We start from the raw sequence: 26,614 nt of genomic DNA, 5'->3' as shown, positions 1-26,614 counted from the left end.
TGTCTCCTATCGGCCCAGGATCAGGTCGGCGGCGCGCTCGCCGATCATGATCGAGGGCGCGTTGGTGTTGCCGCCGGTGATCGAGGGCATCACGCTCGCGTCGGCCACGCGTAGGCCGTCGATGCCCAACACCCGCAGCGACGGGTCGACCACGGCACGCTCGTCCGACCCCATCCGGCAGGTGCCGACGCCGTGGTAGACGCTGTGCACGATGTTGGGCAGCAGCTCACGGGTCGCCTCCGGGGCGGCGTACGACGGGCCGGGCGAGATCTCGCCCTGGTTGTCCCCGAGACCGACCATCATCTCGCGCACCTTCGCGATCCCGTCCAGGAGCACCTCGGTGTCCTTGCCCGACTTCAGGTACGCCGGGTCGAGCAGCGGGTGCGCGAGCGGGTCGGCGCTGGCCAGGCGTACGGTGCCGCGGCTCTCGGGGTAGATCAGCGTCGGCAGGATGCACAGGCCAGGCTTGCTCGTCGGTGGCCGGATGCCCTTGTCGCCGTCCTGGTTCGGGAACGGGTAGACCCAGTAGAGGACGTGCAGCTGCAGGTCGGGGACCCGATCGGCCAGGGCGCTGCGTACGAAGCCGAAGGCCTCGAACTGCGAGCCGGCAGCCCAGCCCTTGCGGGTGAGCCGCGACTTCGCGAAGCCGGCGGCGAAGTAGGCGGGCGTGGGCCGCCGCAGCGCCGAATCCATCCGGAACGAGACCGGCACGAACAGGTGGTCGTGGAAGTTGTCGCCGACGGGAAGGTCGGCGTGGACCTGGATGCCGTGGTCGCGAAGGTGGTCGGAATGACCGATTCCGGAGAGCATCAGCAGGTGCGGCGAGCCGTAGACGCCGGCCGCCACGATCACCTCGCGGGTCGCCCGGATGGTCTGCTTGTCGCCGTCGGCACCGACGACCTCGACGCCGGTGGCACGCGAGCCCTCGATCCGTACGCGGGTGACCTGGGCCTTGGTCAGGATGAGCAGGTTGTCCAGCGGCTGCTCGCGCAGGTAGGCCTTCGAGGCCGAGTAGCGGCGCCCCTCGGAGGCGCTGAGCTGGACGACTCCGACACCCTCCTGCTCCTTGCCGTTGTAGTCGTCGAGGGCGCTGACCCCGAGCCGCTTGGGCGCCTCGTCGAGCCAGGTCTGCGTCGCCGGGGTGAGGTCCTTCTGGTAGCGCACCTTCACCGGCCCGCCCTGGCCGCGGAACTCGTCCCCGCCGCCCTCGAAGTCCTCCATCCGCTTGAACGCCGGCAGCACGTCGTCGTAGGACCATCCGGTCGCGCCGTCGGCCGCCCAGTCGTCGAAGTTCTGGCGGTTGCCGCGCACCCAGAGCATGCCGTTGATCGAGGACGAGCCGCCCAGCACCTTGCCGCGGGTCATCGGGATGACCCGGTCGAGGGCACCACTCTGCGGGACCGACTTGTAGCCCCAGTCGACCAGCTTCTTCAGCTGTGGCGTGGAGAGCATCGCGGCGACCGCGCCGGGGAGCTCGAGCAGGTTCTTGATCCCGAAGGCGGTGTCTTTGGTGCCCGCCTCGATCACGATCACGCTGGCACCGCTCTCGGCCAGCCTGCGGGCGGTGGCGCAGCCCGCGCTCCCGGCGCCTACGACGATGTAGTCGGCTTCCATGTTCACTTCTCTCTCCCGGCGATCCCTTCCGCAAAGACTAGAACACGTTCTACTGTTGTGTCATGCGCCACGGCATCGTCCTGTTCACCTCGGACCGCGGCATCGCGCCCGCCGAGCTCGCCTCCGCCGCCGAGGAGCGCGGCTTCGACACGTTCTACGTGCCCGAGCACACCCACATCCCGGTGCGCCGCGACGCCCTGCACCCCACCGGCGGCACCGAGCTCCCTGACGACCGCTACCTGCGTACGCTCGACCCCTGGGTCACGCTCGGGACCTGCGCCGCGGTGACCTCGCGGATCGGGCTCTCCACGGCGGTCGCACTGCCGGTCGAGTCCGACCCGATCACGCTCGCCAAGACGATCGCGACCCTCGACCATCTCTCCGGCGGCCGGGTCTCGCTCGGGGTCGGGTTCGGCTGGAACACCGACGAGCTGGCCGACCACGGCATCCCGGGCGACCGCAAGCGCACCGCGCTGAAGGAGTATCTGGAGGCGATGCGCGCGCTGTGGACCGACCCGGAGGCCTCCTATGCGGGCGAGTTCGTCTCATTCGGCCCGTCGTGGGCCTACCCGAAGCCGCCACAGGGCCGGATCCCGACGATCGTCGGCGCCGGCGGCGGCCCGAAGACGCTGCGCTGGATCGCCCGCAACGCGGAGGGCTGGATGTCGACCCCGACCGAGGCCGGCATCGGCGACAAGGTGAAGACACTGCAGGACGAGTGGGAGTCGGCCGGCCGCGCGGGCAAACCCGAGGTCCGCGTCCTCGTCGCGAAGCGGCCGACACCCGACGATCTCGCCGAGTGGTCGGTGGCCGACGAGCTGATCTGGGGCGTCCCCGACACCGAGCCGGCCGGTGTGCTCACCTACCTCGACAAGCTCGCGGGCAGGCTCGACCTCGGCTGATCACCCCAGCCGCTCGCGCAGGAAGCCGACGATCCGAGCCAGGCCGCCTCGCGAGGCCGGCGAGATGCCCGGCAGGGTGAGGTAGGCGTGGGTCGCCAGCCGGGGACGATGCAAGGCCACCTCCACCCCAGCCGTACGCAGCGCCGCGGCGTAGCGCTCGGCATGCGGGCGCAGCGGGTCGAACCGCGCGGTGAGCACGAGGGCAGACGGCAGTCCGGCATGGGATCTCGCCCGCAGCGGCGAGGCCTGCCATTCCTCGGCGAGCGACCCGTCGCCGCCGAGGTAGTTCTTCACGATCTCACCCAGCCCCCGACCACGCAGGCCGACGAGATCGACGAGCGGATAGATCAGCACCTGGCCGCGGATCCAGGACTCACCCTCGTCCCGGGCGCGCAGCGCCAGGACCGCAGCCAGCGTGCCGCCGGCGCTGTCGCCCAGGACGGCGATCCTCGTCGGATCGGCGCCGAGCTCGCCGGCGTTCGCGACGACCCACGTCAGCACGGCCCAACAGTCCTCGACCGCCGCCGGATAGGGGTGCTCCGGGGCGAGCCGGTAGGCCGGCGCGACCACGATCGCCCCGGTGCGGGCCGCGATCCGGCCGGCCATCCAGCGCGACTGCTCGGGCGATCCCCAGCACCAGCCGCCGCCATGGAAGGCCAGCACGATCGGCCGCGCCGAGGCCTGGGCTCGTGGGACGTGGACCCGCAGCCGGATCTCGCCGGCCCATGCCTCGCGCACCACCACGCCTGGGTCGTCCGCTCCGAACACCCAGGTCAGGCGGCGGTTCGCCAACAGCGCCGCGCGCCGCTCGCGCAGCTCGACCATCCCGTCCACACCGCGATCCTGCACCTCGACGGCGGTCTTCGTCATGACGTACGGCCAACCGGTGGTCGAACGTCACCGCACAGCTCACGTAGACGCCTCTCAAAATAGAACACGTTCTACTATGATCGGGCCATGAGTGACATCAGCGAGATAGAGCAGCTCAAGTACCGCTACGTACGCCTCCTCGACACCAAGCAGTGGGACGAGTTCGCCACCTGCTTCAGCGACGACGCCACCGCCGACTACGCCGGGCTCTCGTTCACCTCGCCCGCCGAGCTGGTCGACTACATGCGGACCAACCTGCCCGCGGAGATCATCACGATGCACCACCTCCACCACCCGGAGATCGCGGTCGATGGCGATGCGGCCACCGGCCGCTGGTATCTCTACGACAAGGTCTTCGCCCCCGCCTACGAGTTCGCCCTCGAAGGCGCCGCCTTCTACGAGGACCGCTATATCCGTACGCCGCTCGGCTGGCGCATCGCCCACACCGGCTACGAGCGCACCTGGGAGCTCACCACCAGCTTCAAGGACCAGCCGCACGCGAAATTCACCGGACCCGGCGGACCGGCCACGCACGCCTGAGAAACGGCGGTAGGTTCGGCACCATGCGGATCGCCTTCGGAAGCGACGACGAGAACGAGACGACCCGAGCCGTGCTCGCCGAGCTGCGGGATCGCGGGGACGTCGAGGTCATCGAGACCGACTCCTGGCCCGACCTCGGCGCCGGCATCGGCCGGGCGGTCGTCGAGGGCCGTGCCGACGTCGGCGTGGTGATGTGCTGGACCGGCACCGGCACGGCGATCGCCGCCAACAAGGTCCCCGGCGTACGCGCCGCCCTCGCCTGGGAGCCCTGGATCGCCCACAACGCGCGCCTGTGGAACGACGCCAACGTCTTGGCGATGAGCCTCAAGCGCCTCGCCCCCGACGTCGCGGTCGAGGTCACCCGAGCCTTCCTCGACGAGACCGATCCCGACCCCGAGGAAGCGGCCGCGATCAAGCGCCTCGACGAGCTGTGAGCGCCGCTCCGGACACCCGGCCGCCCCCCGGTCAGCAGCAGGCGCATCCGTTGTCGCAGTCCTCGTGGCCGGTCAGGGCCCCGGCGGGAGTGCAGCAGACCTCACCACGCCACGCGTTGATCCCCTCCCCCACAGCCAGTGCCGCGATGACGAGCGCGGCGACCGAGTCGGCCCACCACCAGCCCCAGGCGCTGTTGGCGAGCAGGCCGACGAGCAGCGCGGCGGACATGTAGGTGCACAGCAGCGTCTGCTTCGAGTCGGCCACGGCGGAGTGGGAGCCGAGCTCGTTGCCGGTGCGCCGCTGGATCCAGGAGGCGGCGGGCATGACGAGCAGGCTCAGTGCGGCGATGCCGATGCCGAGGCCGGAGTGATCGGCGGCGTGCCCGGCGATCAGGCCGGTGACGGCGTCATAGGAGACGAAGGCGGCGAGCCCGAAGAAGGAGAGCGCGATGATCCGCAGCGCTACCTTCTCGCGGGCCTCGGGATCGCGGCCGGCGAACTGCCAGGCGACCGCGAGAGCGGACGAGACCTCGATGACCGAGTCGAGACCGAAGCCGAGCAGCGCCGCCGAGCCGGCGATCGCTCCGGCCGCGATCGCCACCACCGCCTCGATCACGTTGTAGGCGATGGTGAAGGCGACCAGGAGGCGGACCCGTCGCACCAGGACAGCCCGCCGAGACGGTTCGGGGCCCGAGACCGGCGGCGGCACATCCTCGCGTCGGCCGATGACATGGATCGGAAGCTCGGAGCTCACCAGTTCACCTCATGGCACTGCCGGGTCGGGGCGGTCTCGGTCTGAAGGGTGGCATGCTCGATCTGGTGCCGGGTGGCGAGCGCGGTCTGCGCCTCGGCCAGGACGGTCTGAGCATCGGTGCCGGCATCCAGGACGAGATGCGCGGTGGCGACATGCATCCCGGACGTCAACGTCCACACGTGCAGGTCGTGGACGCCGTCCACGCCCGGGACCGCTTCGAGGTCGGCGACGACCTGGTCGACCTCCATGCCCTCGGGGACGTGCTGGCCGAGAACCGCCAGGACCTGACGGCCCAGGGAGACGGCGCGTACGGCGACGAAGACTCCGATGGCGACGGCGACTGCCGTGTCCCACAACGGCTGCCCGGTGGCCGCGACCAGCAGTCCGGCCACGATCACACCGACGCTTCCGGCGGCGTCGGCCACCACCTCGAAGTAGGCGCCCTTGAGGTTGAGCGACTCGCTGGCCCCCGCACGCAGGAGCAGCATCGAGGCCAGGTTGATGGCCAGGCCGATGGCGCCGACCACGAGCATCGCCCCGGTCTGGACCTCGGATCCCTCCCCGATGCGGCCGATCGCCTCGAGCACGACGTAGACCGCGACCCCGAGCATCACCAGGACGGTCAGGCCGGAGGCGAACACCTCGACCCGGTAGGAGCCGTAGGTGCGGCGACCGGTGGTGTCGGCGCGGGTGGCGATCCGGGTCGCGACCAGCGCCGCGCCCAGCGCGACGACGTCCGCGGTCATGTGGCCGGCATCCGAGATCAGCGCCAACGACCCCGACCACAGGCCCGCGACGAGCTCGACGACCAGGAACGCCGCCACCATGGCGAAGGTGACCGCCAGCCGCCACCTGTGCCTGCCACCGGCGTGACCCACAGCGGCGCCGTGCCCGTGTCCGTGACCGTGGCCCATCAGCAGCAGCCCTGCTCGGCGGAGTCGCGGCAGGCCTCCGGGTCGGTGACCAGGATCAGGTCGTGCAGGTCAGCCAGTGCGTGCGCGAGGCGGCCGTCGGCGAGCTCGTAACGCGTCCGCCTGCCCTCGGGGACGGCGACGACCAGGCCACAGCCGCGCAGGCAGGCCAGGTGGTTCGACATCGACTGACGCGTCACGCCCAGCGACTCGGACAGCTCGGCGGGGTAGGCCGGCCCCTCGCGCAGCTGCATCAGGACCCGGGCCCGGGTGGCGTCGGAGAGGGCGTGCCCGAACCGGGCGAGGGCGTCCAGAGACGAGGTGGTGGCGGTGACCATGCCGCGACAGTACATCGAAACATGTATTCAGCAAAAGCTGAACCGTCGCAGGACCGGTCAGTCCAGCTCCCGGTAGTTGCTGCGGAAGAAGAGCAGCGGCTCCGTGGCGGCGCCCTCCTCGAGGTCCAGGACGCGGCCGACGACGAGATAGTGGTCGCCCTCCTCGTGGACCGAGTGGACCGCGCAGTCGAGATAGCCGACGGCGCCGTCGAGATGCGGGTCGCCGTGATGGGCCGACGGGGTCCAGGAGATGTCGGCGTACTTGTCCGCGGCACGCGAGGCGAACTGGTTCGAGACGGCCTCCTGGCCGGCGGCGAGGATGTTGACCGAGAAGTGCCCGGCGCGACGGATCCGAGCCCAGGCCCGCGAGGACTTCGTCGGCGCGAAGAGGATCAGCGGCGGCCGCAGCGACACCGAGGAGAACGACTGGCAGGTCATCCCGACCGGGCCCTCGGCGGTCTGCGCCGCGATCACGGTGACGCCGGAGGCGAACCGGCCCAGCACCGTACGGAACCGGGCGTCCGCCTCCGCGTCGGCAGGGGTCTCCGGTGGGGACGGTGGCGCCTCGAAGTCGAAGCGACCGTGGAAGGACTCGATCAGCTCCGGATGCGGCCAGCTCTCGGCGGCATCGGGAGACATCCCATCAGGCACCTCTATACGCATACCCGATCACTGGCCTACGCCGAAGTCGTGACCCCAGTACGAGACGGCCGTGGACTCCCGGGCGACCCACTTCTGGTCGTCGACCTGCAGCCCCTCGGTGCCGAACTCGATGTCGAAACCACCCGGCGACTTCACGTAGAAGGAGACCATCTCGTCGTTCATGTGCCGACCGAGGGTCGCCGAGAGCTTCGCGCCGTACTTCTTCACCCGCTCCAGCGCCCGGCCGACGTCGTCGAGCTTGTCGACCTCGAGCATGATGTGGACGCACTTGGAGTCGTTGGGGAACGGCAGGAACGCCAGCGAGTGGTGGCGCGGGTTGATCCCGAGGAACCGCAGCCAGATCTTCGTGCCGGGCTCCTTGCCTGCGAACTCCCCCGGCATGCTCATCGAGTCACGCAGCCGGAACCCGAGCGTGTCGCGGTAGAACTCCAGTGCCTCGACGTCGTCGGAGACCGGGATCACCACGTGGCCCATCCCCTGCTCGCCGGTCACGAAGGTGTGGCCGTAGGGCGAGACCGCAGGGCGGCGCTCGTAGGTGATGCCGTGGAAGAGCTCGAAGACGTTGTCGAAGGGGTCGCGGAAGCGCAGCATCTCCTGCACCCGGCGCTCGGCGAGCTCCTCAGGGGTGCCCTCCTCGACCTCGACCCCGGACTTCTCCAGGTGCTCGCGGGCCTGCGCCAGCGCGGTGTGGTCGGCGACCTCCCAGCCGACGCAGCTGAGCTGGTCCACATCGCCCGGCTCGATCACCAGCCGGGCCGAGACCTCGTCGATGCGGTAGTAGAGGTGATCCGGGTCCGGCCCCTTGGCCGTGATCAGCCCGAGGACCTTCTCCGCGAACGTACGCCACGCCTCCAGGTCGGTGCTGGTGACGCGTACGTAGCCCATGGACTTGATGTCGATCATGCGCGCTCCTTGTGCCGCTTCAGGAAGTTGACCGCGATCTCGCGGAACTCGTCGGCGGCCTCGATCTGTGCCCAGTGCCCACAGCGCGGGAAGACATGCAGCTGCGCCTTGGGGATCAGCTTGAGAGCGGGGAACGCTCCGTCGAGCGGGTTGACCCGGTCCTCGCGCCCCCAGGTGAGCAGGGTGTGGTGCTTGAGCCGGTGCGCCTCGCGCCACAGCATGCCGTCCTCGGCGGTCTCGGGGTTGTAGAACGACCACCCCATCGACGCCATCGCCTCGCGCGCGCCGGGCGCCGTCGCGTCCGCGAACCGCTCCTCGACCAGCTCGTCGGTGACCAGCCGCTGATCGACGACCATGGTCGAGATGAACGCCTTGAGCGCCTCCCGTGTCGGGTCGCCGGAGAAGTCCATCAGGCGCTGTACGCCCTCGGTGGGATCGGCATGGAAGAGGTTGAGCGAGAGCCCGCCCGGCCCCATCAGCACCAGCCGCCCCACCCGGTCCGGGTAGGTCAGCGCGATCCGCATGGCGGTCCCGCCACCGAGCGAGTTGCCCAGCAGGTGCACCTTCTTCAGGCCCAGCTCGTCGAGGAGGGCGATCACCGCATCGCCGGCGAAGCGGTAGTAGTTGCCCACCACCTCCGGCTTGTCGGAGGCCCCGAAGCCGGGCTGGTCGACCAGGATCGTGCGGAAGTCGGCCGCGAAGCCCTCCAGCGCGGTGCCGAAGTTGGACCACGACGAGGCCCCGGGACCCCCGCCGTGAAGCATCACCAGAGGCAGCCGATCGTCCTGCGGCGAGCCGAGATCGTAGTAGCGCAGCGAGATCTCCCCCGCCGCCTCGGTCTTGATCCGGACGTCGTGGGCGACGTCATCCTTCACGAGAACCATCTCAGTACATCCCCGGGTCGACCTTGTGCCCGAACTCGGAGGCGCCGTACATCTGCAGCGCCCGCTCGGGGTCGTTGGCGGCGTGGACGCGGCCCGCGTGGGCGTCGCGCCAGGCCCGCTGGAGCGGGGTGCCGTTGGCCAGCGCCCGGCCGCCGGAGGCCTCGAAGAGCAGGTCGATCGCGTCGATCGCCCGCTGGGTGCCGAGGACCTGGTCGCGCCGGATCCGCAGCCGCTGGGTGATCGGGATCTTCTCGCCGCGCGCGACGTAGGCCTGCTGCTCGCGGATGTTGCCCATCAGCAGCGCCCAGGCGGCGTCGATGTCGGAGGACGCCGTCGCCACGCGCACGGCGGCGAAGGGGTCCAAGGACGCCTTCTCACCGTAGGAGGCGCGGACCCGGTTCTGCTGCATGGCCACGTGCTCCTCGTAGGCGCCGCGGGCCATGCCGATGATCGGCGTGGTGATCGTGGTGGTGAACAGCGAGTGGAACTGCAGCTTGTAGAGGTCACCGGTGTTGACCGCCTGCCCGGGACCCTTGCAGCGTCCGGTCTCGGCCATCGAGAGCGTGAACGTCTCCGGGACGAAGACGTCCTCGACCACGATGTCGTTGGAGCCGGTGCCCGCCAGGCCGACGACGTTCCAGACGTCGACGATCTCGTAGCGCTCGCGCGGCACCAGGAACGTACGGAAGTCGACCACCTGGCCCTCGTCGTTGAAGACGAGGCCGCCGAGCAGCACCCAGGTGGCGTGCGCACAGCCGGAGGAGAACGACCAACGCCCCGAGAGGTTGAAGCCGCCCTCGGTGATGACCGCCTTGCCGACCGGGGCGTAGGAGGAGGAGACCCGGGTGTCGGGGTCCTCGCCCCAGACCGCCTGCTGGGCCTCGTCGTCGAAGAGCGCGATCTGCCAGGGGTGCACACCCAGGACGCTGGAGACCCAGCCCGTCGATCCGCATGCCGAGGCGATGTCGCGCACACAGGTGTAGAAGTCGACCGGGTCCGCCTCGAGACCGCCGAACCGGGCCGGCTGCAGCAGCTTGAAGAAGCCGACCTCCTCCAGCTCCTTGACGCTGGACTCGGGCACGACCCGGAGACGCTCGGTCTCCTCGGCGCGCTCCCTGATCGTGGGCAGCAGGTCCTGCACCCCGTCCCTGACGGTCTGTGCGTCCTTGTGGGGGCGCTGTGTCGGTTCGCTCACCGCTCTGCCTTCCTGCATGGTGTCCATGAGTCCTCGGGCGGCGCGGTTCGTGCGCTGCCGATGGATCAATACTAGAACACGTTTCAGTTTTGTCGAGTCCCCGGGCGTGTTTAGTGCACTGTCGTCTATGGTAGAACGTGTTTCAGTTCTGAGACAGAGGCGAGGTTGAGGGAGCACCATGGGACAGAGTGATGCGGGGCAGCCGGTGACCGAGGCGGCCAGCGACGAGACGTACGACGTCGTGGTCGTGGGTGCCGGAGGCGCCGGGATGACCGCCGCGCTTGCCGCCGCCCGCCGCCACGGCCTCGAGACCGTCGTCATCGAGAAGAGCGCCTACTTCGGCGGTTCGACGTCCCGCTCGGGCGGCGGGGTCTGGATCCCGCGCAACCACGCCCTCGAGGCGGCCCACCAGAAGGACTCCCCCGAGGCCGCCAGCCTCTACCTCGAGTCGATCGTCGGCGACGTCGTGCCCAGCGACCGGCGTGAGACGTTCCTCGACCGCGGCCCGGAGGTGCTCTCGTTCGTCTGCGATAAGACGCCGGTGCGATTCAACTGGGTCCCCGACTACGCCGACTACCACCCCGAGGCCCCCGGCGGCCGCGGTGCCGGCCGCTCCGTGGAGCCGGTCCCGCTCGACGCCCGGGTGATCGGCGAGGAACTCTCGCGACTGCATCCGCCCTATACGAAGTCGCCGGCCAACATGGTCGTCACCCAGGCCGACTTCCGCAAGATCAGCCTCGGCATGCGCACGATCAGGGGCCCGATCACGATGGTCAAGATCGCTGTCGCACGGATCCTCGCCGGACTTCTCGGGAAGAAGATGTACGCCATGGGCGCGGCGCTCGCGATCGGGCTGCGCAAGGGGCTCCTGGATGCCGGCGTCGAGATCCGCTACCAGACCGAGCTCGTCGGCCTGGTCACCGAGGGCGGCCGCGTCGTGGGAGTCGAGGTGCGCCACGGTGAGTCCGGTCCGACGACAGTGATCCGGGCACGGCGCGGCGTGATCCTCGGCTCCGGTGGCTTCGAGCGCAACCTGGAGATGCGGGAGAAGTACCTGCCCGCCCCGACCTCGGTCGAGTGGACCACCGGCGCCTTCTCCAACACCGGCGGCGGCATCCTGGCCGGGATCGCGGCCGGTGCGGACACCGACCTGATGGACGAGTCCTGGTGGGGTCCGACGATCCCGTTCCCCGGTCGGCCGTGGTTCGCGCTCGCCGAGCGCAACCTGCCCGGCTCGATCATCGTCAACGGCGCGGGCAAGCGGTTCATGAACGAGGCGCTTCCCTACGTCGAGGCCGTCCACGAGATCTACAAGGGCCAGGAGACTGGCGTCTCACACGTCCCGGCCTGGCTGGTCTTCGACCAGCGCTACCGCAACCGCTACATCTTCGCCGGTCTCGGACCCGGGCAGCCGTTCCCGGGCCGCTGGCTCAAGAGCGGGGTCGTGGTGAAGGCCTCGACGGTGGAGGCGCTGGCCGAGAAGATCGAGGTGCCCGTCGACGGGCTGCGCGAGACGCTGGCCCGGTTCAACGGCTTCGCCGAGTCCGGCGTCGACGAGGACTTCCACCGCGGCGAGTCGACCTACGACAAGTACTACTCCGACCCCACCGTCAAGCCGAACTGCTCGCTCAACGTCATCGACCAGGCGCCCTTCTACGCCGTCAAGATGGCTCCCGGCGACCTCGGCACCAAGGGCGGCCTGGTCACCGACAGGCGTGCCCGAGTCCTGCGCCCCGACGGCTCCGCCATCGAAGGCCTGTACGCCGCCGGCAACGTCTCCTCCGCCGTCATGGGCCGCACCTACGCCGGTCCCGGCGCCACCATCGGTCCCGCCCTGGTCTTCGGCTATCTGGCCGCCGAGGACTGCGCCGTCTCGCTCACCGAGCCCGAAGACAAGGAGCACAGCTGATGCCCATCGACCCGGCCAAGGCCATCGGCGCGGAGTTGCCGTCCCAGTCTTTCTCGTGGAGTTCCTCCGACGTGCTGCTCTACCACCTCGGCATCGGCGCCGGATCGCGTCCCGGTGACGCGACCGACCCGGCCGCGCTGCGCTACACACTCGACTCCGACGCTCTGACGGTGCTGCCGTCCTTCGGGGTCGTGGCGCCGACCTTCCACGTCACCGAGCCGCCCTCGCTCGACCTCCCGGGCTGCGACATCGACCTGGCCTCGGTGCTCCACGGCTCCCAGGAGATCCACGTCGACGGCCCGATCCCCACCGCGGGAGAGGCCGTCGTCTCGACCCGGATCGCCGAGGTCTGGGACAAGGGCAAGGCCGCCGTCATCGTCCAGGAAGGCGTCGCCACGACCACGTCCGGCGATCCGTTGTGGACGGTCAGGAGCTCGATCTTCGTACGCGGCGAGGGCGGCTTCGGAGGCGAGCGCGGGCCGTCGACGTCGCTGCCGGTTCCCGACCGCGCGCCGGATGCTGTGAGTGCGTACGACGTCACCGAGCAGCAGGCGCTGCTCTACCGGCTGTGCGGCGACCGCAACCCGCTGCACGCCGACCCCGCCTTCGCCGCCAAGGCAGGCTTCCCCAAGCCGATCCTGCACGGGCTGTGCTCCTACGGAATCGTGCTGCGCGAGGCGACCCGGCTGCTCCTGGACGGCGACGCGACCCGGGTCGCCGGGTTCGGCGCCAGGTTCGCCGGCATCGTCTTCCCCTGCGAGACGATCTCGATCGAGGCGTGGGACGAGAAGCCGAAGATCCTGGTCAGAGCCACGATCTCGTCAGCTGATCCGGCGCGTGACGGCGCCCCTGTCCTCGCCGACTGCTACCTGGAGGCGACCGGAGCAACCGAGCGAAGCGAGGAGGTGCGATGAGCCGCGCGAGGTGTAACACGTCGTTCGTAGGACTACTCGCCCTATGGGAACGACCGGATAGTCCTACGAACGACGTGTTACAGGCGAGGACGGCATGAGCGGCACGACACTCCCCGACGTACTCTCCCCCGCCGACGTCGAGGAGCGGTTCGGCGGCTGGTCGGAGGAGACCGACGTGATCGTGGTCGGCTTCGGCGTGGCCGGCGGGGCCGCGGCGCTGGAGGCGGCCAGGGCGGGCGCCCGCACGATCCTCCTGGAGCGCGCTGCCGAGCCCGGTGGCACCTCGGCGATGGCCGGCGGCCACTTCTACCTCGGCGGCGGCACCGCGGTGCAGAAGGCGACCGGGATCGAGGACTCCGCCGAGGAGATGTTCAACTACATCCGCGCCGTCTCCAAGGAACCCGAGGACGACAAGATCCGGGCCTACTGCGACGACTCGGTCGAGCACTTCGACTGGCTCGAAGCGCTCGGCTTCGAGTTCGAGCGCACCTTCTGGCCGGGCAAGGCCGTCATCCAGCCCGGCACCGAGGGGCTGATGTACACCGGCAACGAGAAGGTCCACCCCTTCCGTGACCTTGCCGTCCCGGCGCCGCGCGGTCACAAGGTGCCGGTCCCGGGCGACACCGGCGGCGCCAAGCTGGTCGTCGACCGGATGGCCGACCGGCTGGCCGAGACGTCGGCAGTGATCCGCTACGAGACCGGTGCCACCAACCTGGTGATCGAGGACGGCCGCGTCGTCGGCCTGGCCTGGCGCCGGTTCGAGGAGCGTGGCGCGATCCGCGCCAAGGCGGTGATCCTCGCCGCCGGCGGCTTCGTCGGCAACGCCGACATGGTCGCCGAGCACACGCCTCGGCTCGGCGAGAAGCTCTTCCCGCTGGCCTCCACCTACGACGACGGCCTCGGGCTGCGCCTGGGCGCCTCCGCGGGCGGCCGCTGGCGGTTCATGGACGAGCCGTTCCAGACCGCGCCGTTCTACCCGCCCTCGATCCTGCTCACCGGGATCATCGTCAACAAGCACGGCAAGCGGTTCGTGGCCGAGGACTCCTACCACGCGCGTACGGCCGCCTTCGTCATGGAGCAGCCGGACTCGGCCGCGTTCCTGATCGTCGACTCGGCGCACATCGAGCACCCGAAGATGCCGCTGTGCCCGTTCATCGACGGCTGGGAGACGGTCGAGGAGATGGCGGCCGGCCTTGGCGTACCCATCGACGCCCTGAACGCGACACTGACCTCCTACAACACCCATGCCGCCGGCAGCGAGGACCCCGAGCTCCACAAGGCGCCGGAGTGGACCGAGCCGCAGGACACCGGCCCTTGGGGCGCCTACGACCTCTCCCTCGGCAAGGCGATGTACGCCGGGTTCACCATGGGTGGTCTGGCGACCACCGTCGAAGGTGAGGTACGCCGCGAGGACGGCTCCGCGATCGCGGGCCTGTACGCCGCCGGCGCCTGCGCGGCCAACCTCGCCCAGGACGCCAAGGGCTACGCATCCGGCATGCAGCTCGGAGACGGCTCCTACTTCGGCCGGCGCGCCGGGCGCCATGCGGCCGGGCTGGACTGACCGGCACGGGTGACGGGCCTCACAACCTCGGCGCGTCCGGCGAGACCGATCGCCGGCCGACCCCAGGTTCCGGCTAGTCTTTACATACGCTCACCAAGCGAACTGTTGCCATATCACATAACTCTTCAGACGTGAATGGCTTTGGTAAAAATTAGGACTTTCGACCCTACGCGCATCGCGAGCCTGGCTGGTTATGTATACGCGACGCCACGGGCATCGCCGGTGTTGGCTCCCCGACGCGTCCGCAGGCCATCGTTCCCCACTCGACGCCTGTCGCCGAACTAGCCGAAAGGAATCCCCATGTTCGACTTCCGGAGCCCGGCCGGCCTCATGGTCATCGCCGCCCTGGTTGTCATCACGCTCGTGGTGGTCGGCGCAATCGCCGGCAACAGCCCTTCCTGATCCTGACGCCGACTTCCTGACCAGGAAGCCGCAGGCCCCGGCTCGATGAGCCGGGGCCGCGTACGTTTCTCGACCAGTCCGGATCAGCGGGTGAAGACCGCCACCGTCCGGGCAGGCACCGTGAAGGTGCCCGAGCCCGCCTCGAACGAGGACGACTTCACGACCTCGTCCGAGCCCTCGGCCTGAGTCGGGTGCAGGCGGTAGCCGGTGCCCTCAGCCTCCTTCACCGTCTGCTGCTGCGTCGTCGTGGTCGCGTTGAAGACGACCACGAGGTCACCGAGTCGCATGGTGATCACTCCCGGCGTCTCGTCCTTCCCCGAGAGCGGGAACCCGAGCTTCTCCTGGACCTGGCCGGTGGTGGACAGGTGGAAGGCCGGCTCGTCCGTACGGATCCTCAGCAGGTCCTGGTAGGCGGCCGAGGCACCGTCGATCTCTGAGCAGCCCGGCGCCGAGGTCGAGGTCAGCAGCGGCTTGGCGAAGGGCCACTTGTCCTCGTTGTCTGCCGCGGGCGGCAGACCGCGACCGAAGCCGTTGCCGGCGTCGCAGTCCCAGTGGATGGCGTTGAACCAGTCGCCGGAGTCGTAGGAGTTGCGGTCCAGCGACTTCGAGCGGAGCAGGTCGGTGCCGGCCTGGGAGAGCGCCGGGCCCTGTGAGAGCGCGGCCGTGGCCATGGCGAGCACCTGCATCCGGGAGCGGTCCGCGGTGCTGGTCGATGCGGGCAGCTTGAAGGTGAGCGCGTCGTAGAGCGACTCGTTGTCGTGGGCGTCGGCGTAGGCGAGCGCGTCTCCGGGCTCGTCCGCGTAGCCGGCCGGCGAGCCGTTGTAGTCGACCTGGGAACCCTTCACCTGGTTGCCCGCGGTGTCGGTGAACGAGTAGTCGGCGAGGTTGCCGGACAGCCCGACCTTGATCAGGTCCTGGTAGTGCAGCAGCCGCGCCCGCTGCTGCGCCTCGGTGCCGTTGGCGGTCGAGGAGTTGGGGTCGGTGTAGAGACCGCTCGCGAAGCCCTGGACGCCCGGATCGGCGTCGAACGGCCCACCGCCGCGTACGGCATCTCTGGCGCGGTCGCTGAACGTGGCGATGCCAGTGCCCGCCATGTTCTTCTGGGTGGCCTGCACGAAGCGGGCGTCGTCGGCGATCTCACCGAAGTTCCAGCCCTCGCCGTAGAGGATGATCCTCTTCCCGTCGACGCCGTCCTTCTCGAGCGTGAGGGCGTCGAGCGCCTTGCGGACGGCCAGGATGTTGGCCTTGGGGTGGTGGCCCATCAGGTCGAAGCGGAAGCCGTCGACCTTGTACTCCTTGGCCCAGGTGAGGATCGAGTCGACGACTAGCTTGCCCATCATCGCGTTCTCGGGTGCGGTGTTGGAGCAGCAGGTGGAGTTGGCGACCGAGCCGTCGGCAAGGAGCCGCTGGTAGTAGCCGGGCACGATCTTGTCGAGCACGGACGTCTTCGCCTGGCCGCTGCTGGTGGTGTGGTTGTAGACCACGTCCATGACGACGCGCAGACCGTCCTCGTTGAGCGACTTCACCATCTGCCGGAACTCGACGGTCCGGTCGGTGCCGTCCGGATCGGTGGCGTAGGAGCCCTCCGGGACCGTGTAGTGGTAGGGGTCGTAGCCCCAGTTGTACGCATCCCCGGCAGCCGCCGCGGCGACGCACTCCTGTTGCTTGTCGCTGTCAGGGGCGTAGGACGCGAGGTCGCAGTCGGGCATGGTCTGGTCGCTCTTCCTCTCCGGGATCGTGGCAATGTCGAACGCCGGCAGCAGGTGGACGTAGGACGTGCCCGCCTCGGCCAGCTTGCGCAGGTGCCTCACCCCGTCGCTGTCCTCGTCGGCGAACGCGAGGTAGCCACCTCGGTGGTCGCTGGTCTCGTCCTCGACGGAGAAGTCGCGGATGTGGAGCTCCTGGATCTGGGCGTCCTTCATCGCCACGGCCTTCGGCTTCTTCAGGGTGGTCCAGCCCTTGGGGGCGAGCGACCTGTCGCCGAGGTCGACGACGAGGCTGCGCTCGGAGTCGGCGGTTAGTGCGACCGAGTAGGGGTCGGTGACCTTGTTCGTGACGAGCTTCTGCCCGCTCGGCGCCCACACGGTCACGGCGTAGCGGTACTCCTTGCCGCGCCAGGCCGTGGCGGAGCCGGTCGCCGACCAGACACCGCTGGCGCCGTCACGGCGCATCGGAACCGTCTTGGCCCCGAGCTCGAGCGAGACCTCGTGGGCGGTCGGCGCCCAGACGGACAGGGTGACCCTGCCGCCCCTGAACACCGGTCCGAGCGATGCCTTCTCCGCCTTCGCGGCGTAGAGGTCGTCGAGGATGCCCTGCGTCTGGACACCGGTCCCCGTGACCAGGGCACCGTTGCCGATGCGCTGGGTGAGCAGGACCTGGCCGGAGAGCGCCTCCCGGATCCGGTCCCGGTCGCGGGTGTCGACGGTGAAGGCGGCGTAGTCCTTCAGGTGCGGGAACCGCGCCTTCTGCTCCTCGCTCAGGGTCGCGGCCCGGAGCCGCAGCCAGCGGCCCTCGCTGCTGAGGGCGCCGTCCTCGACGGTGATGCCGCCGTCGCGGTCGTAGACCAGCTGCGTGGACAGCGCCGAGCCGCTCGCCATCTCCTTCGGCAACACCACGGTCTCCCGGTCGATCCACTGTGCCTGCGCCTTCGTCAGGTCGAGCTCGGGTGCCGAGCCGACCGACGGCAGCAGGTAGCCGGTGTCGCCGGAGTTGAGCCACACCTCGTGGCCGTACGTGGTCAGGTCGAGCGAACGGTCGTTGGGGATGTCCTTCTCGTCGCCCTTGTGGACGATGTAGTTGAGCGAGGTGGCGCCGTCGACGAGGGGCACCTCGAAGGTGACGCCGTAGGCGTCCTCGCCGGTGGGCTGCAGCGGCTTGGACCACTCGGTCGGGCTGGCGGCGCCGGTCCAGGTGTGCAGGCCCCAGCCGTCGTAGTCGCCGTCGGCGCGGTGCAGGTGGATGACCGCCTTGGACGTGTCGGGCGCCGGGTAGACGCCGTCGGGCCTGGTGGTCTGCTGGCCGTCGCTGCCGGCCTCGACCCAGACCTCGCCCGTCTCGGCGAGATCGATCGTCCGCTCGCCGCCGTCGGCGGTGCCGTCCTTCTCGAGCGTGTACGTCACCGAGGACGCGCCGTCGGGGAGCTTCACCCAGGCGAACGCGCCGTAGGCGTCGCGGCCGCTGAACTCGCCGTTTCCCTCGCCAGCGGAACCAGCGGTCTGGAGGGTCCAGCCGGTGTAGTCGCCGTCGGCCCGCCGGTAGTGCACGACCGCGTAGTCGCGGTCGATGGCGCTCGGCTTCTCGGCCTCGGGCGCCTGTCCCGCCGTGGTCTCGGCCAGGTCGCTCGCGGTGCGTCCGTCGCGGTCGACGACCACCGCCTTGTAGCGCAGCGCGGTGCCGGCGGCGACGGTCGCGGGGACGTACTGGGTGATCTTGTAGGGAGCGTGGTCGACCGAGCCGAGCGTGCGCCACTTTCCGTTGCCGACCTGGGCGGCGAAGACGACGCGGGCACCGTCGGTCTCCCCCGGGTCGGCGGAGAGGGTGACCGTGCCGGTGGCGCCGGGGTCCGGGGCGGTCAGCGACAAGGTGGGCTTCGCGGTGGCCGCCGGGAGCTCGGCCTCGGCGCGCAGCACGACCGAGGAGAGTGCGGGGACGGTCACCTCGACCTCGCCGTCGGCCGCGGTCTCGGTGGCGTCGCCGCCGTAGATCGTCTCGAAGGCGGCCGACTCCACGGGCAGGGATACGGTCTTCGCCTCGGTGGCGTTGTTGACCGCGACCACGTACTCCCGGTCCTCACCGGTGCGCGAGAACGCGTAGACGGAGTCCTTGGCGTAGAGCTCCTGCTGGGTGCCGTCAGTCAGCGCGGGGTGGTCCTTGCGGAGCTTCGCGAGCGCGGTGATCGCGGTGTAGAGCGGATGATTGGTGTCGTACGCGTCGTCGGCATGCGTGCGGTCCGTGCCGATCTGGTCGTCGTCGAGGTAGTCGGCGACCTTCGAGCCGAACAGCGTCTGACGGGCGTCCTTGTCGCCGCCGGCGCCGGTGAAGCCCTGCTCGTCGCCGAAGTAGACGACCGGGTTGCCGCGGGAGAGGAACATCAGCTCGTTGGCCAGCCGGGCGCGCTGGACGAGCTCGGCGTCGGTCGCGTCGGGGTGGTCGGCCGCGAGGAAGGTGCCGATCCGGCCCATGTCGTGGTTGCCGAGGAAGGTGACCTGCTCGTAGGCGTTGGCCTTGTCGGTGGCGTACTTGTAGTCGTCGGCGAAGACCTTGGCGAGCCGGTCGGCCGGGGCACCCAACGAGGCGTAGGCACGGGCAGCGTCCTGGAACGGGAAGTCCAAGGTGGCGTCGAGACGGCCGCGGGTGACGTACGGCGAGGTGACGTCGCTGTCGGCGGAGTAGACCTCGCCGAACATGAAGAAGTCCTCGCGACCCTGCTTGGCGGCGTAGGCGTCCAGAGCGGTCGCCCACTCGGTCCAGAAGTCCAGGTCGACGTGCTTGACGGTGTCGATGCGGAAGCCGTCGATGTCGAAGTCGCGGACCCACCGCTGGTAGATCTTCGTCATCCCCTCGACGACCTCGGGGCGCTCGGTCCAGAGGTCGTCCAGGCCGCTGAAGTCGCCGTACGTGGTCGACTCGCCCTCCCAGGTGGAGTCGCCGCGGTTGTGGTAGAGCGTCGGGTCGTTGAGCCAGGACGGCACCATCTCGCCGGTGTTGGCCGGGGTGTAGGGGAACGAGTCGTCGTCGACCTTCGCGTCGTCCGAGCTGGGCTCGGCGTCGTCGAAGGGACGGCCCTCGGTGTCGATGTACGGGAAGGCGCCCTTGGGGCGGTAGCCGTACTTCTTCTCCGCGTAGTCGACGGTGTCGGCGGTGTGGTTGGTGATGACGTCGAAGAAGACCTTCATGCCCTTGGCATGGGCAGCGTCGACGAGGGTCTCGAGGTCCTCGTTGGTGCCGAAGTGCGGGTCGACCTGGGTGAAGTCGGTGATCCAGTAGCCGTGGTAGCCGGCCGAGGCGTTCGCGCCCTCGCCCTGGACCGGCTTGTTCTTGAAGATCGGAGCCATCCAGATGGCGGTGGTGCCGAGGCCCTTGATGTAGTCGAGCCGCTCGGTGAGGCCCTGGAGGTCGCCGCCCTGGTAGAAGCCCTTGTCGGTCGGGTCGAACCCGGTCTCGGTACGGCTTCCGGTCAGGCCGCCCTTGTCGTTGCCGGTCTCGCCGTTGGCGAAGCGGTCGGGCAGCACGAAGTAGAACTGCTCCTTCGTCGCCTCGTGACGGGCCGGCTCGGCGGCCAGCTTGGCGTCCGACGGCGGCTTCGGGGCGGCGGCGGTCGCCGACTCCGACGTGGCCGTCTGCAGCACCGTGGCGAGCAGTGCGGTCGCCAGCACGGTCGCTGCGATCCTGGGCGCGCCGTGTGCGCCACTTCTTCGATTCACCTTTGAGGGCCTCTCTGGATTGTGCGGGGGCATGCGGTGGAGACCGACCGCCCGGCGCCCATGGGGGGCGACGCCGGACGGTCGGACGAATGGATCAGCTGCAGGTCATCGCGCCGACGTGCAGCGCGAGGGCGGTGTTGGCCCCGAGGGTGGCGGTGAACTGGCCGGAGCCGTTCACCGTGACGTTCTTGCCGCTCTGTACGTCGCAGTAGGTGCCAGCTGCCAGCGACGTCTGGAAGGTGCGGGTCAGCGACGAGGACTCGTGGTTGATCGCCACGTACGCCTTGCTGCCGCGGCCGAAGGCGATGGCGTCGGCGCCGTTGTCCCACCAGTTGGTGACGGCCTGACCGCGGGCGGTGTTGCGGAAGGCGACCATCTTCTTGATCTCGGGCCACGCGTGCTGGCACTTCCAGCCGTCCTGCCAGCAGGCGTTGACGGTGCCGGCGTTGGGCGGGCCGGCGTCCTTGTCACTCCACTCGTAGCCGGAGTGGATGTCGGGCGAGCCGTACGGCCAGGCCAGCATGAAGACGTTGGCCAGGGTGTAGTTGGCGCCGTCCTTGTAGTTGAGCGTGTCGCCGCCGCGCTCGGTGTCGTGGTTGTCGACGAAGACGGCCGAGCTGCCCGAGGACATGTAGCCCCAGCCCTCGCCGTAGTTCTTCAGGTAGGCGAGGTTCTCGTTGTTGAAGACCCGCTTCAGATCGCGGGCGTAGCGGAACTCCTGGACGTCGCCGTTGCCGAGGTACTCGCTGGGCGAGACCGCCTCCCCCGCGCCGAAGATGGCCTCCTGCTTCCAGTAGGCGTTCGGGTTGCTCAGCCGGGACTTGATGTTGGCCAGGTCCGAGGCGGCCATGTGTTTGGCGGCGTCGATCCGGAAGCCGTCGACGCCGAGCGAGAGCAGGTCGTTGAGGTAGCCGGCGATCTTGCCGCGTACGTAGTCCTCGCCGGTGTCGAGATCGGCGAGGCCGACCAGCTCGCACTCCTGGACGTTGGTGCGGTCCTGGTAGTTGCTGATCGTGGCCGTGCAGTTGTCGAGGTCGTAGCTCGAGTAGAGGCCGGGATAGTCGTACTTGCTGTAGGACGAGCCGCCTGTTCCGGTGCCGGAGCCCGCGGACATGTGGTTGATGACGGCGTCGGCGACGACCTTCACGCCGGCGGCGTGACAGGTGTCGATCATGTTCTTGAAGGCGGTGCGGTCACCCAGCCGGCCCGCGATCTTGTAGCTGACGGGCTGGTAGGACGTCCACCACTGCGAGCCCTGGATGTGCTCCTGGGGTGGGGACACCTGGACGTAGCCGTAGCCGGCCGGGCCCAGGGTGCTGGTGCACTCGCGGGCCACCGAGGCGAAGTTCCATTCGAACATCACCGCGGTGACGTCCTTGTCTCCCGGTGGCGCGGCCTGTGCCGGGGCCGAGACCGGGATCGTGAGCGCGACAGCAGCTCCCGCCGAGAGGGCAAGTGCGGCAGCCATGGACTTTCGGGCCATGGATCCTCCTAGGTCGAAGGCAACGCGCCGTGTCCGGATGGGGGTGGTGGGGTGACACAGCGCGGCTGAATCTTGCTGCAAGATCTTGCAGCCCGACCGTATGAGTGATGCCGGTCACACGTCAACCCCTGACGCGAGGACGTCTCAAAGCAGCACCCCCGGGCGTAGCCCAGGGGTGCAAGACTTTGCGCAAAATTTCAGAGCCGCGCGTCGGCGGTCCGGCGCGGTCAGGGTGCAGTCAGCACCAGTCCGCTCGTCGGTACGCCGGTGCCCGCCGTCACGAGCACGTGGGCGGCGCCGGTGACCTGGTTCACCGAGGTGCCGCGCACCTGGCGTACACCCTCGGCGATGCCGTTCATGCCATGCAGGTACGCCTCGCCGAGCTGGCCGCCATGGGTGTTGACGGGCAGCCGCCCGCCGATCTCGATGGCCTCGTCGCGTACGAAGTCCTTCGCCTCTCCCCTGCCGCAGAAGCCGAGCTCCTCGAGCTGCATGAGTACGTAGGGGGTGAAGTGGTCGTAGAGCACCGCGGTGTCGATGTCGGCCGCGGTGAGGCCCGACTGGCGCCACAGATCCTTGGCGACCACGCCCATCTCCGGGATGCCGATCTCGTCGCGGTAGTAGGAGGTCATCACGTACTGGTCGGCGGCGCTGCCCTGGGCGGCCGCGGCGATGGTGACCGGCGGGTTGGGCAGGTCGCGAGCCCGCTCGGGGCTGGTGACGACGATCGCGACAGCGCCGTCGGACTCCTGGCAGCAGTCGAGCAGGTGGAGCGGGTCGGCGATCATCCGGGAGGCCTGGTGGTCCTCGAGCGTGATCGGCTTCCGGTAGAAGAACGCGGCGGGGTTGGTCGCGGCGTGGCGCCGGTCGGCGACGGCCACGGCACCGAAGTCCGCGCTGTTCACGCCGTAGTCGTGCATGTAGCGGCGTGCCTGCATGGCGACCGTCGCCGCAGGGGTCGAGAGACCGAGCGGGTAGGTCCAGGCGTTGTCGATGCCGTTGGTGTTGACCTGCTGCGCAGCCCACGGCTGCACCTGCCCGAAGCGCTGCCCCGAGCGCTCGTTGAAGCCGCGGTAGGCGACCACCACATCGGCTACACCCGTCGCGACCGCCATCGCGGCCTGCTGGATCGTCGCACAGGCCGCGCCGCCGCCGTAGTTGATCCGCGAGAAGAACCGCAGGTCGCCGAGCCCGAGCTCACGGGCCAGCGCGATCTCGGCGCTGGTGTCCATGGTGAACGTGGTCACCCCGTCGACATCTGCTGGGGCGAGGCCGGCGTCCTTCAGGGCTGCCCTGGTCGCCTCGACGCTCAGCTGGAGCTCGGACCGGCCGGAGTCCTTGGAGAACTCGGTGGCGCCGATCCCGACGATGGCTGCTTTCCCGCTCAGACTCATGCCGCGACCTTCACCGTGCCGGTCACGTGCGCACCGAGCGAGACGGCACCGGTGACGGTGATCGTGGCGATCCCGTCGGTCACGTCCGTGACCTCCCCGGAGAACGACAGCGTGTCGTAGGGGTAGGCCGGGGCGCCCAGCCGGATCGAGATGCCCTTGATCTGCACGTCGGGACCGGCCCAGTCAGTGACGTACCGCTCGCAGAGCGCCGTCGAGGTCAGGATGTTCATGAAGATGTCCTTCGAGCCGGCCGCCTGGGCACGGTCGCGGTCGTGGTGAACGTCTTGGAAGTCCCGCGTCGCGATCGCCGTCGAGACGACCAGCGTCGGGGTGATCGGGAGCTCCCAGACCGGGATCTCGTCGCCAGCCTTCATCAGGGCCTCCTCCAGATCGGGAGCGTCAGCTCCTCGTCGATGACGTTCCAGTCCACGACCAGCCGCTCGCCGATCCGCAGGCCGTCCTCACCCTCGGGTGGCACGCCGGTCACCTCCGCCACCATGCGTACGCCCTCGGGCAGATCCAGCAGGGCCACCACCAGCGGGAGCTCCTTGCCGGGCAGCTTCGGCGCGTGCACGACGGTGAACGAGTAGACGGTGCCCTCGCCCCGGGCGACGACGTGTCCGCGGTCGTACGCCTCGCAGCTCAGGCACGCCGGACCCGGCGGGTGGCGCAGTGCCCCGCAGGCGTTGCAGCTCTGGATCCGCAGCTCCTGCTTGGCGGTGCCTTCGAAGAAGTACGCGTTGTCCCGGCCGATCACCGGCCGCACCGGGCCGCTCATGCCGTGCCACCCTTGCCCTTGGGGATGAACTTGAGGACGCGGAACAGCATGGTCGCGACCCGCTCCTCGCCCACGTACCAGGTGCTCTTCGAGGTCACGAAGTAGCCGACGCCCATCCCGGTGCTCTTCGGGCCGACGACGGAGTCCAGCGCCGTGGTGATCCGGACCTGCTCGCCGACGCGGAGGTAGCGGTCGTAGCTCTGCTCGGAGTTCGTGCCGAGGACGCCGTCGAAGCCGGCGTCGGTGAGCACGTTCATCATCGCGTGGAGAGGGTCGCGGTCGGGGTGCTTGCCGCCCTGGCCGTACATCGTCCACACCTGCGCCATCGACGGCGGCGCCTCACCCTGGTGGAACCGGTCGGACTCCAGGCCCATCGCCTCGAGCCAGTTGTTGATCGTGGGCTGGTTGACCAGGTCGCGGGCGTCGCGCTCGGCGGCCTCGCCCCACGCCTTGACCTCCTCGGCGGCGGCCATGATCTTCTCGTGGACGGCCTCGTCCACGAGCGTCTGCTTCTCGCTCATCGCGGGACCCTCGGCATTCCCAGTCCGAACATCGCGATCAGCTCGCGCTGGACCTCCTGGACGCCGCCGCCGAAGGTGAGCACGAGGTTCCGCTTCGCCTGGGCGTCGAGATAGTCGAGCAGGCTCTTCGTGACGGGATCCCCGGGATCGCCATGGCGATGGACCAGTGCGATCAGGTCGGCGAGCAGGTGCTGGACCTGGTCGGCCGCGAAGACCTTCGACGAGGAGGCGTCGGCGACCTCGATGTCCCCAGCTTCGGCGGCCTTGGCGACCTCCCAGTTGAGCAGCTCGTTGACCCGGAAGACGGCGGTGGTCTTTCCGATCAGCGCGCGTACGTCCGGGCTGTCGGTGATGCCCTGGGACTGTGCCCAGCGGAAGACGCGGTCGCGCAGGCCCTCGATCCGGCCGGCCGGACCGAGCATGACGCGCTCGTGGTTGAGCTGGGTCGTGATCAGCTTCCAGCCCTTGTTCTCCTCCCCCACCAGCATGTCGGCCGGGACGCGGACGTCGTTGAAGTACGTCGCGTTGACGTGGTGGGAGCCGTCGGCGGTGATGATCGGCGTCCAGGAGAAGCCCGGGTCGGTGGTGTCGACGATCAGGATCGAGATGCCCTTGTGCTTGGGGGCGTCCGGATCGGTGCGTACGGCCAGCCAGATGTAGTCGGCGGCGTGGCCGCCGGTGGTCCACAGCTTCTGGCCGTTGACGACGTAGTGGTCGCCGTCCCGTCTGGCCGTGGTGCGGAGCGAGGCCAGATCGGTGCCCGCCTCGGGCTCGGAGTAGCCGATCGCGAAGTGCACCTCACCGGCGAGGATCCGGTTGAGGAACATCTCCTTCTGCTTGTCGGTGCCGTAGCGGATCAGCGTCGGGCCGACCGTCTGCAGGGTCACCGCCGGCAGGTGCACGTCGGCGTACTGCGCCTCGTTGGCGAAGATCGTCTGCTCGACCTCACCGAGGCCGTGGCCGCCGTACTCCTTGGGCCAGCCGACGCCCATCCAGCCGTCGTCGCCGAGCTGCTTGATGAGCTTCTGGTAGGTCGGGCCGTGCCGGTCCCACGATCCCTCGGGGCCGGGGTCGCCCGGCTCACCTTCGTGCGAGAGGCCCGCGAAGTAGGCCCTGACCTCAGCCTTCAGGCTGCGCTGCGCCTCGGTGAGCTCGAGGTTCTTGGCCTCCGCGGTCTCGACCGGGACGTCGGCTGCAGAGGTGTTGAGCTGGTGGGCGATGTCGGTGCCCCAGGTCGTGAACGCGAGCAGCGGATAGGTCACATCGACACCCATGCCGCCGTGGAGATGGTGGCAGGTGCGGAAGGCGTACGGCGCGACCTGGCTGGCCCAGTAGGCGGCGACATTCAGGTCGGTCGGGGTCGCGCGGCCGGCGTTGATGGCGGTGACCGCGTTGTCGGCGGCGAGGTCGAGCGTGCGGGAGGTGACGTAGACGTCGGCCATCTGCAGCGCCACCGCCTGGAACTCGGCGAGGGCACGGCCGAACTGCTGCCGGTTCTTCACGTAGGCCGCGGTCAGGTCCCGGGCACCGGAGAGCACGCCCGCGGCGCTCACCGCCAGCCCGGCGGTCGCGAGACCGATCAGAGCCTCGAAGGCCCCCGGGCCAAGCAGCTCTGCCGGGGCTTCCTCGAGCACGACCGTGTGCTGGGGCACCTCGCCCGACGCGCTCGCGGGAGCCAGCGTGACGCCCGGACCACTCGGGTCGACGAGCACCACGACCGGTTCCCCGGTCTCGGCGGCGGTTGCCGTGACCAGGAGGCGGGAGCTCTCGGCGGCGTACGTCACCCCGGTCTTGCGACCGCTGACGGCGCCGTCGCGGTAGGTGGCCGAAGGCGTCTGCGGGCGTCCCGGCTCGAGCCACGCCGGAGTCAGCAGCGTCTCCCCGCTCGCCACGCCGGGCAGGATCGCGCCCTGCTGCTCCGGCGTCCCATGGCCGGCCAGCGTCAGCGCACCGACGGCGAGGGTCTCCCAGACCGGCACCCGCGCCGCATGGCGCCCGGCCTCGCGCAGCAGCACCGCGACCTCCGCCGGCCCGAACCCCTCGCCTCCGTTTGCCTCGGGAACCGGCAGCGAGGTGAGCCCCGCGCTCGCCCAAGCCGCCCAGTCCCCCCGGTCCGACTCCCGAGCGAGCACCTCCCCGACAACAGCCCGCACAGCGTCCAAAGCAGAATCGACCATGCTCAGAACTGTAACGCGTTCTAGTTCTGATCGCGAGAGGGCTC

The 26,614-nt window shown here is 69.6% G+C and carries 22 protein-coding genes; 6 read left to right on the top strand and 16 right to left on the bottom strand.

Annotated elements, in window-relative coordinates:
• Positions 1-6: 6 nt before the first annotated feature.
• Positions 7-1,614, bottom strand: coding sequence for a GMC family oxidoreductase (locus ACFX43_RS28200; protein WP_378839979.1), 1,608 nt, complete (start codon positions 1,612-1,614; stop codon positions 7-9).
• 62 nt (positions 1,615-1,676) lie between these two features.
• Here ACFX43_RS28200 and ACFX43_RS28195 point away from each other — a divergent pair, with 62 nt between their 5' ends.
• On the top strand, positions 1,677-2,516 hold the full coding sequence (locus ACFX43_RS28195) for an LLM class F420-dependent oxidoreductase (protein ID WP_378839972.1): 840 nt from the start codon (positions 1,677-1,679) through the stop codon (positions 2,514-2,516).
• Here the strand turns inward: ACFX43_RS28195 and ACFX43_RS28190 are convergent, their stop codons facing one another.
• A complete protein-coding gene (locus ACFX43_RS28190; RefSeq protein ID WP_378839967.1) occupies positions 2,517-3,386 on the bottom strand; it encodes an alpha/beta hydrolase in 870 nt (289 codons plus the stop codon).
• A gap of 87 nt (positions 3,387-3,473) precedes the next feature.
• Between ACFX43_RS28190 and ACFX43_RS28185 the strand changes: the two genes are divergently transcribed.
• Together ACFX43_RS28185 and ACFX43_RS28180 are read left to right on the top strand one after the other, a co-directional pair.
• Positions 3,474-3,926, top strand: coding sequence for a nuclear transport factor 2 family protein (locus ACFX43_RS28185; protein WP_378839963.1), 453 nt, complete (start codon positions 3,474-3,476; stop codon positions 3,924-3,926).
• Between the two features lie 23 nt (positions 3,927-3,949).
• A complete protein-coding gene (locus ACFX43_RS28180) occupies positions 3,950-4,360 on the top strand; it encodes an RpiB/LacA/LacB family sugar-phosphate isomerase (protein WP_378839958.1) in 411 nt (136 codons plus the stop codon).
• Between the two features lie 31 nt (positions 4,361-4,391).
• On the opposite strand, the gene ACFX43_RS28175 is transcribed toward ACFX43_RS28180, so the two are convergent.
• From ACFX43_RS28175 to hsaA, 7 genes are read right to left on the bottom strand one after another with little or no spacing between them, the layout of a single operon-like run.
• Positions 4,392-5,114 (bottom strand): cation transporter, encoded by a 723-nt coding sequence (locus tag ACFX43_RS28175; protein WP_378839954.1) that lies wholly within the window; start codon positions 5,112-5,114, stop codon positions 4,392-4,394.
• The gene (locus ACFX43_RS28170) at positions 5,111-6,028 is read right to left on the bottom strand and encodes a cation diffusion facilitator family transporter (protein WP_378839947.1); all 918 of its coding nucleotides are present in this window, start codon (positions 6,026-6,028) and stop codon (positions 5,111-5,113) included. Before ACFX43_RS28170 ends, ACFX43_RS28175 begins: the two co-directional genes overlap by 4 nt.
• Complete coding sequence (locus ACFX43_RS28165) at positions 6,028-6,363, bottom strand: metalloregulator ArsR/SmtB family transcription factor (protein ID WP_141804731.1); 336 nt, start codon at positions 6,361-6,363, stop codon at positions 6,028-6,030. Before ACFX43_RS28165 ends, ACFX43_RS28170 begins: the two co-directional genes overlap by 1 nt.
• Positions 6,364-6,420: 57 nt before the next feature.
• Positions 6,421-7,002 carry a flavin reductase family protein gene (locus ACFX43_RS28160; RefSeq protein ID WP_350720171.1) on the bottom strand — a complete coding sequence of 194 codons (582 nt, stop codon included), beginning with the start codon at positions 7,000-7,002 and terminating at the stop codon, positions 6,421-6,423.
• Between the two features lie 30 nt (positions 7,003-7,032).
• Complete coding sequence (gene hsaC, locus ACFX43_RS28155; RefSeq protein WP_378839938.1) at positions 7,033-7,929, bottom strand: iron-dependent extradiol dioxygenase HsaC; 897 nt, start codon at positions 7,927-7,929, stop codon at positions 7,033-7,035.
• On the bottom strand, positions 7,926-8,813 hold the full coding sequence (hsaD, locus tag ACFX43_RS28150; protein ID WP_378839932.1) for a 4,5:9,10-diseco-3-hydroxy-5,9,17-trioxoandrosta-1(10),2-diene-4-oate hydrolase: 888 nt from the start codon (positions 8,811-8,813) through the stop codon (positions 7,926-7,928). Before hsaD ends, hsaC begins: the two co-directional genes overlap by 4 nt.
• Position 8,814: 1 nt before the next feature.
• Positions 8,815-10,008 (bottom strand): 3-hydroxy-9,10-secoandrosta-1,3,5(10)-triene-9,17-dione monooxygenase oxygenase subunit, encoded by a 1,194-nt coding sequence (hsaA, locus tag ACFX43_RS28145; protein ID WP_378839926.1) that lies wholly within the window; start codon positions 10,006-10,008, stop codon positions 8,815-8,817.
• Between the two features lie 178 nt (positions 10,009-10,186).
• Here hsaA and kstD point away from each other — a divergent pair, with 178 nt between their 5' ends.
• From kstD to ACFX43_RS28130, 3 genes are all read left to right on the top strand, one after another.
• The gene (gene kstD, locus ACFX43_RS28140) at positions 10,187-11,917 is read left to right on the top strand and encodes a 3-oxosteroid 1-dehydrogenase (protein ID WP_378839917.1); all 1,731 of its coding nucleotides are present in this window, start codon (positions 10,187-10,189) and stop codon (positions 11,915-11,917) included.
• Positions 11,917-12,831: a MaoC/PaaZ C-terminal domain-containing protein gene (locus tag ACFX43_RS28135; RefSeq protein WP_378839904.1), complete on the top strand. Its 915-nt coding sequence runs from the start codon at positions 11,917-11,919 to the stop codon at positions 12,829-12,831. Before kstD ends, ACFX43_RS28135 begins: the two co-directional genes overlap by 1 nt.
• 94 nt (positions 12,832-12,925) lie before the next feature.
• Positions 12,926-14,392 (top strand): FAD-binding protein, encoded by a 1,467-nt coding sequence (locus tag ACFX43_RS28130; protein ID WP_378839895.1) that lies wholly within the window; start codon positions 12,926-12,928, stop codon positions 14,390-14,392.
• 485 nt (positions 14,393-14,877) lie between these two features.
• Here ACFX43_RS28130 and pulA read toward each other — a convergent pair whose 3' ends face one another.
• The 7 genes from pulA to ACFX43_RS28095 all read right to left on the bottom strand — a co-directional run bounded on the left by pulA (position 14,878) and on the right by ACFX43_RS28095 (position 26,570).
• Complete coding sequence (gene pulA, locus ACFX43_RS28125) at positions 14,878-20,169, bottom strand: pullulanase-type alpha-1,6-glucosidase (protein ID WP_378839890.1); 5,292 nt, start codon at positions 20,167-20,169, stop codon at positions 14,878-14,880.
• 142 nt (positions 20,170-20,311) lie between these two features.
• A complete protein-coding gene (locus ACFX43_RS28120) occupies positions 20,312-21,700 on the bottom strand; it encodes an alpha-amylase family protein (protein WP_378839887.1) in 1,389 nt (462 codons plus the stop codon).
• A 227-nt stretch (positions 21,701-21,927) separates the two neighbouring features.
• Positions 21,928-23,094 carry a lipid-transfer protein gene (locus tag ACFX43_RS28115; RefSeq protein ID WP_378839883.1) on the bottom strand — a complete coding sequence of 389 codons (1,167 nt, stop codon included), beginning with the start codon at positions 23,092-23,094 and terminating at the stop codon, positions 21,928-21,930.
• Positions 23,091-23,468 carry a MaoC family dehydratase gene (locus ACFX43_RS28110; protein WP_378839879.1) on the bottom strand — a complete coding sequence of 126 codons (378 nt, stop codon included), beginning with the start codon at positions 23,466-23,468 and terminating at the stop codon, positions 23,091-23,093. The genes ACFX43_RS28115 and ACFX43_RS28110 overlap by 4 nt, the downstream gene beginning before the upstream one ends.
• Positions 23,468-23,872, bottom strand: coding sequence for a Zn-ribbon domain-containing OB-fold protein (locus ACFX43_RS28105; protein ID WP_378839874.1), 405 nt, complete (start codon positions 23,870-23,872; stop codon positions 23,468-23,470). Before ACFX43_RS28105 ends, ACFX43_RS28110 begins: the two co-directional genes overlap by 1 nt.
• A complete protein-coding gene (locus ACFX43_RS28100) occupies positions 23,869-24,393 on the bottom strand; it encodes a MaoC family dehydratase N-terminal domain-containing protein (protein WP_378839870.1) in 525 nt (174 codons plus the stop codon). The genes ACFX43_RS28105 and ACFX43_RS28100 overlap by 4 nt, the downstream gene beginning before the upstream one ends.
• Positions 24,390-26,570: an acyl-CoA dehydrogenase gene (locus tag ACFX43_RS28095; RefSeq protein ID WP_378839867.1), complete on the bottom strand. Its 2,181-nt coding sequence runs from the start codon at positions 26,568-26,570 to the stop codon at positions 24,390-24,392. The genes ACFX43_RS28100 and ACFX43_RS28095 overlap by 4 nt, the downstream gene beginning before the upstream one ends.
• Positions 26,571-26,614 lie beyond the last annotated feature (44 nt).

It is taken from the genome of Nocardioides sp. YIM B13467 (genome assembly GCF_042788075.1).
Classification (GTDB): Bacteria; Actinomycetota; Actinomycetes; order Propionibacteriales; family Nocardioidaceae; genus Nocardioides.
This window is presented reverse-complemented; position numbering and strand designations above follow the sequence as displayed.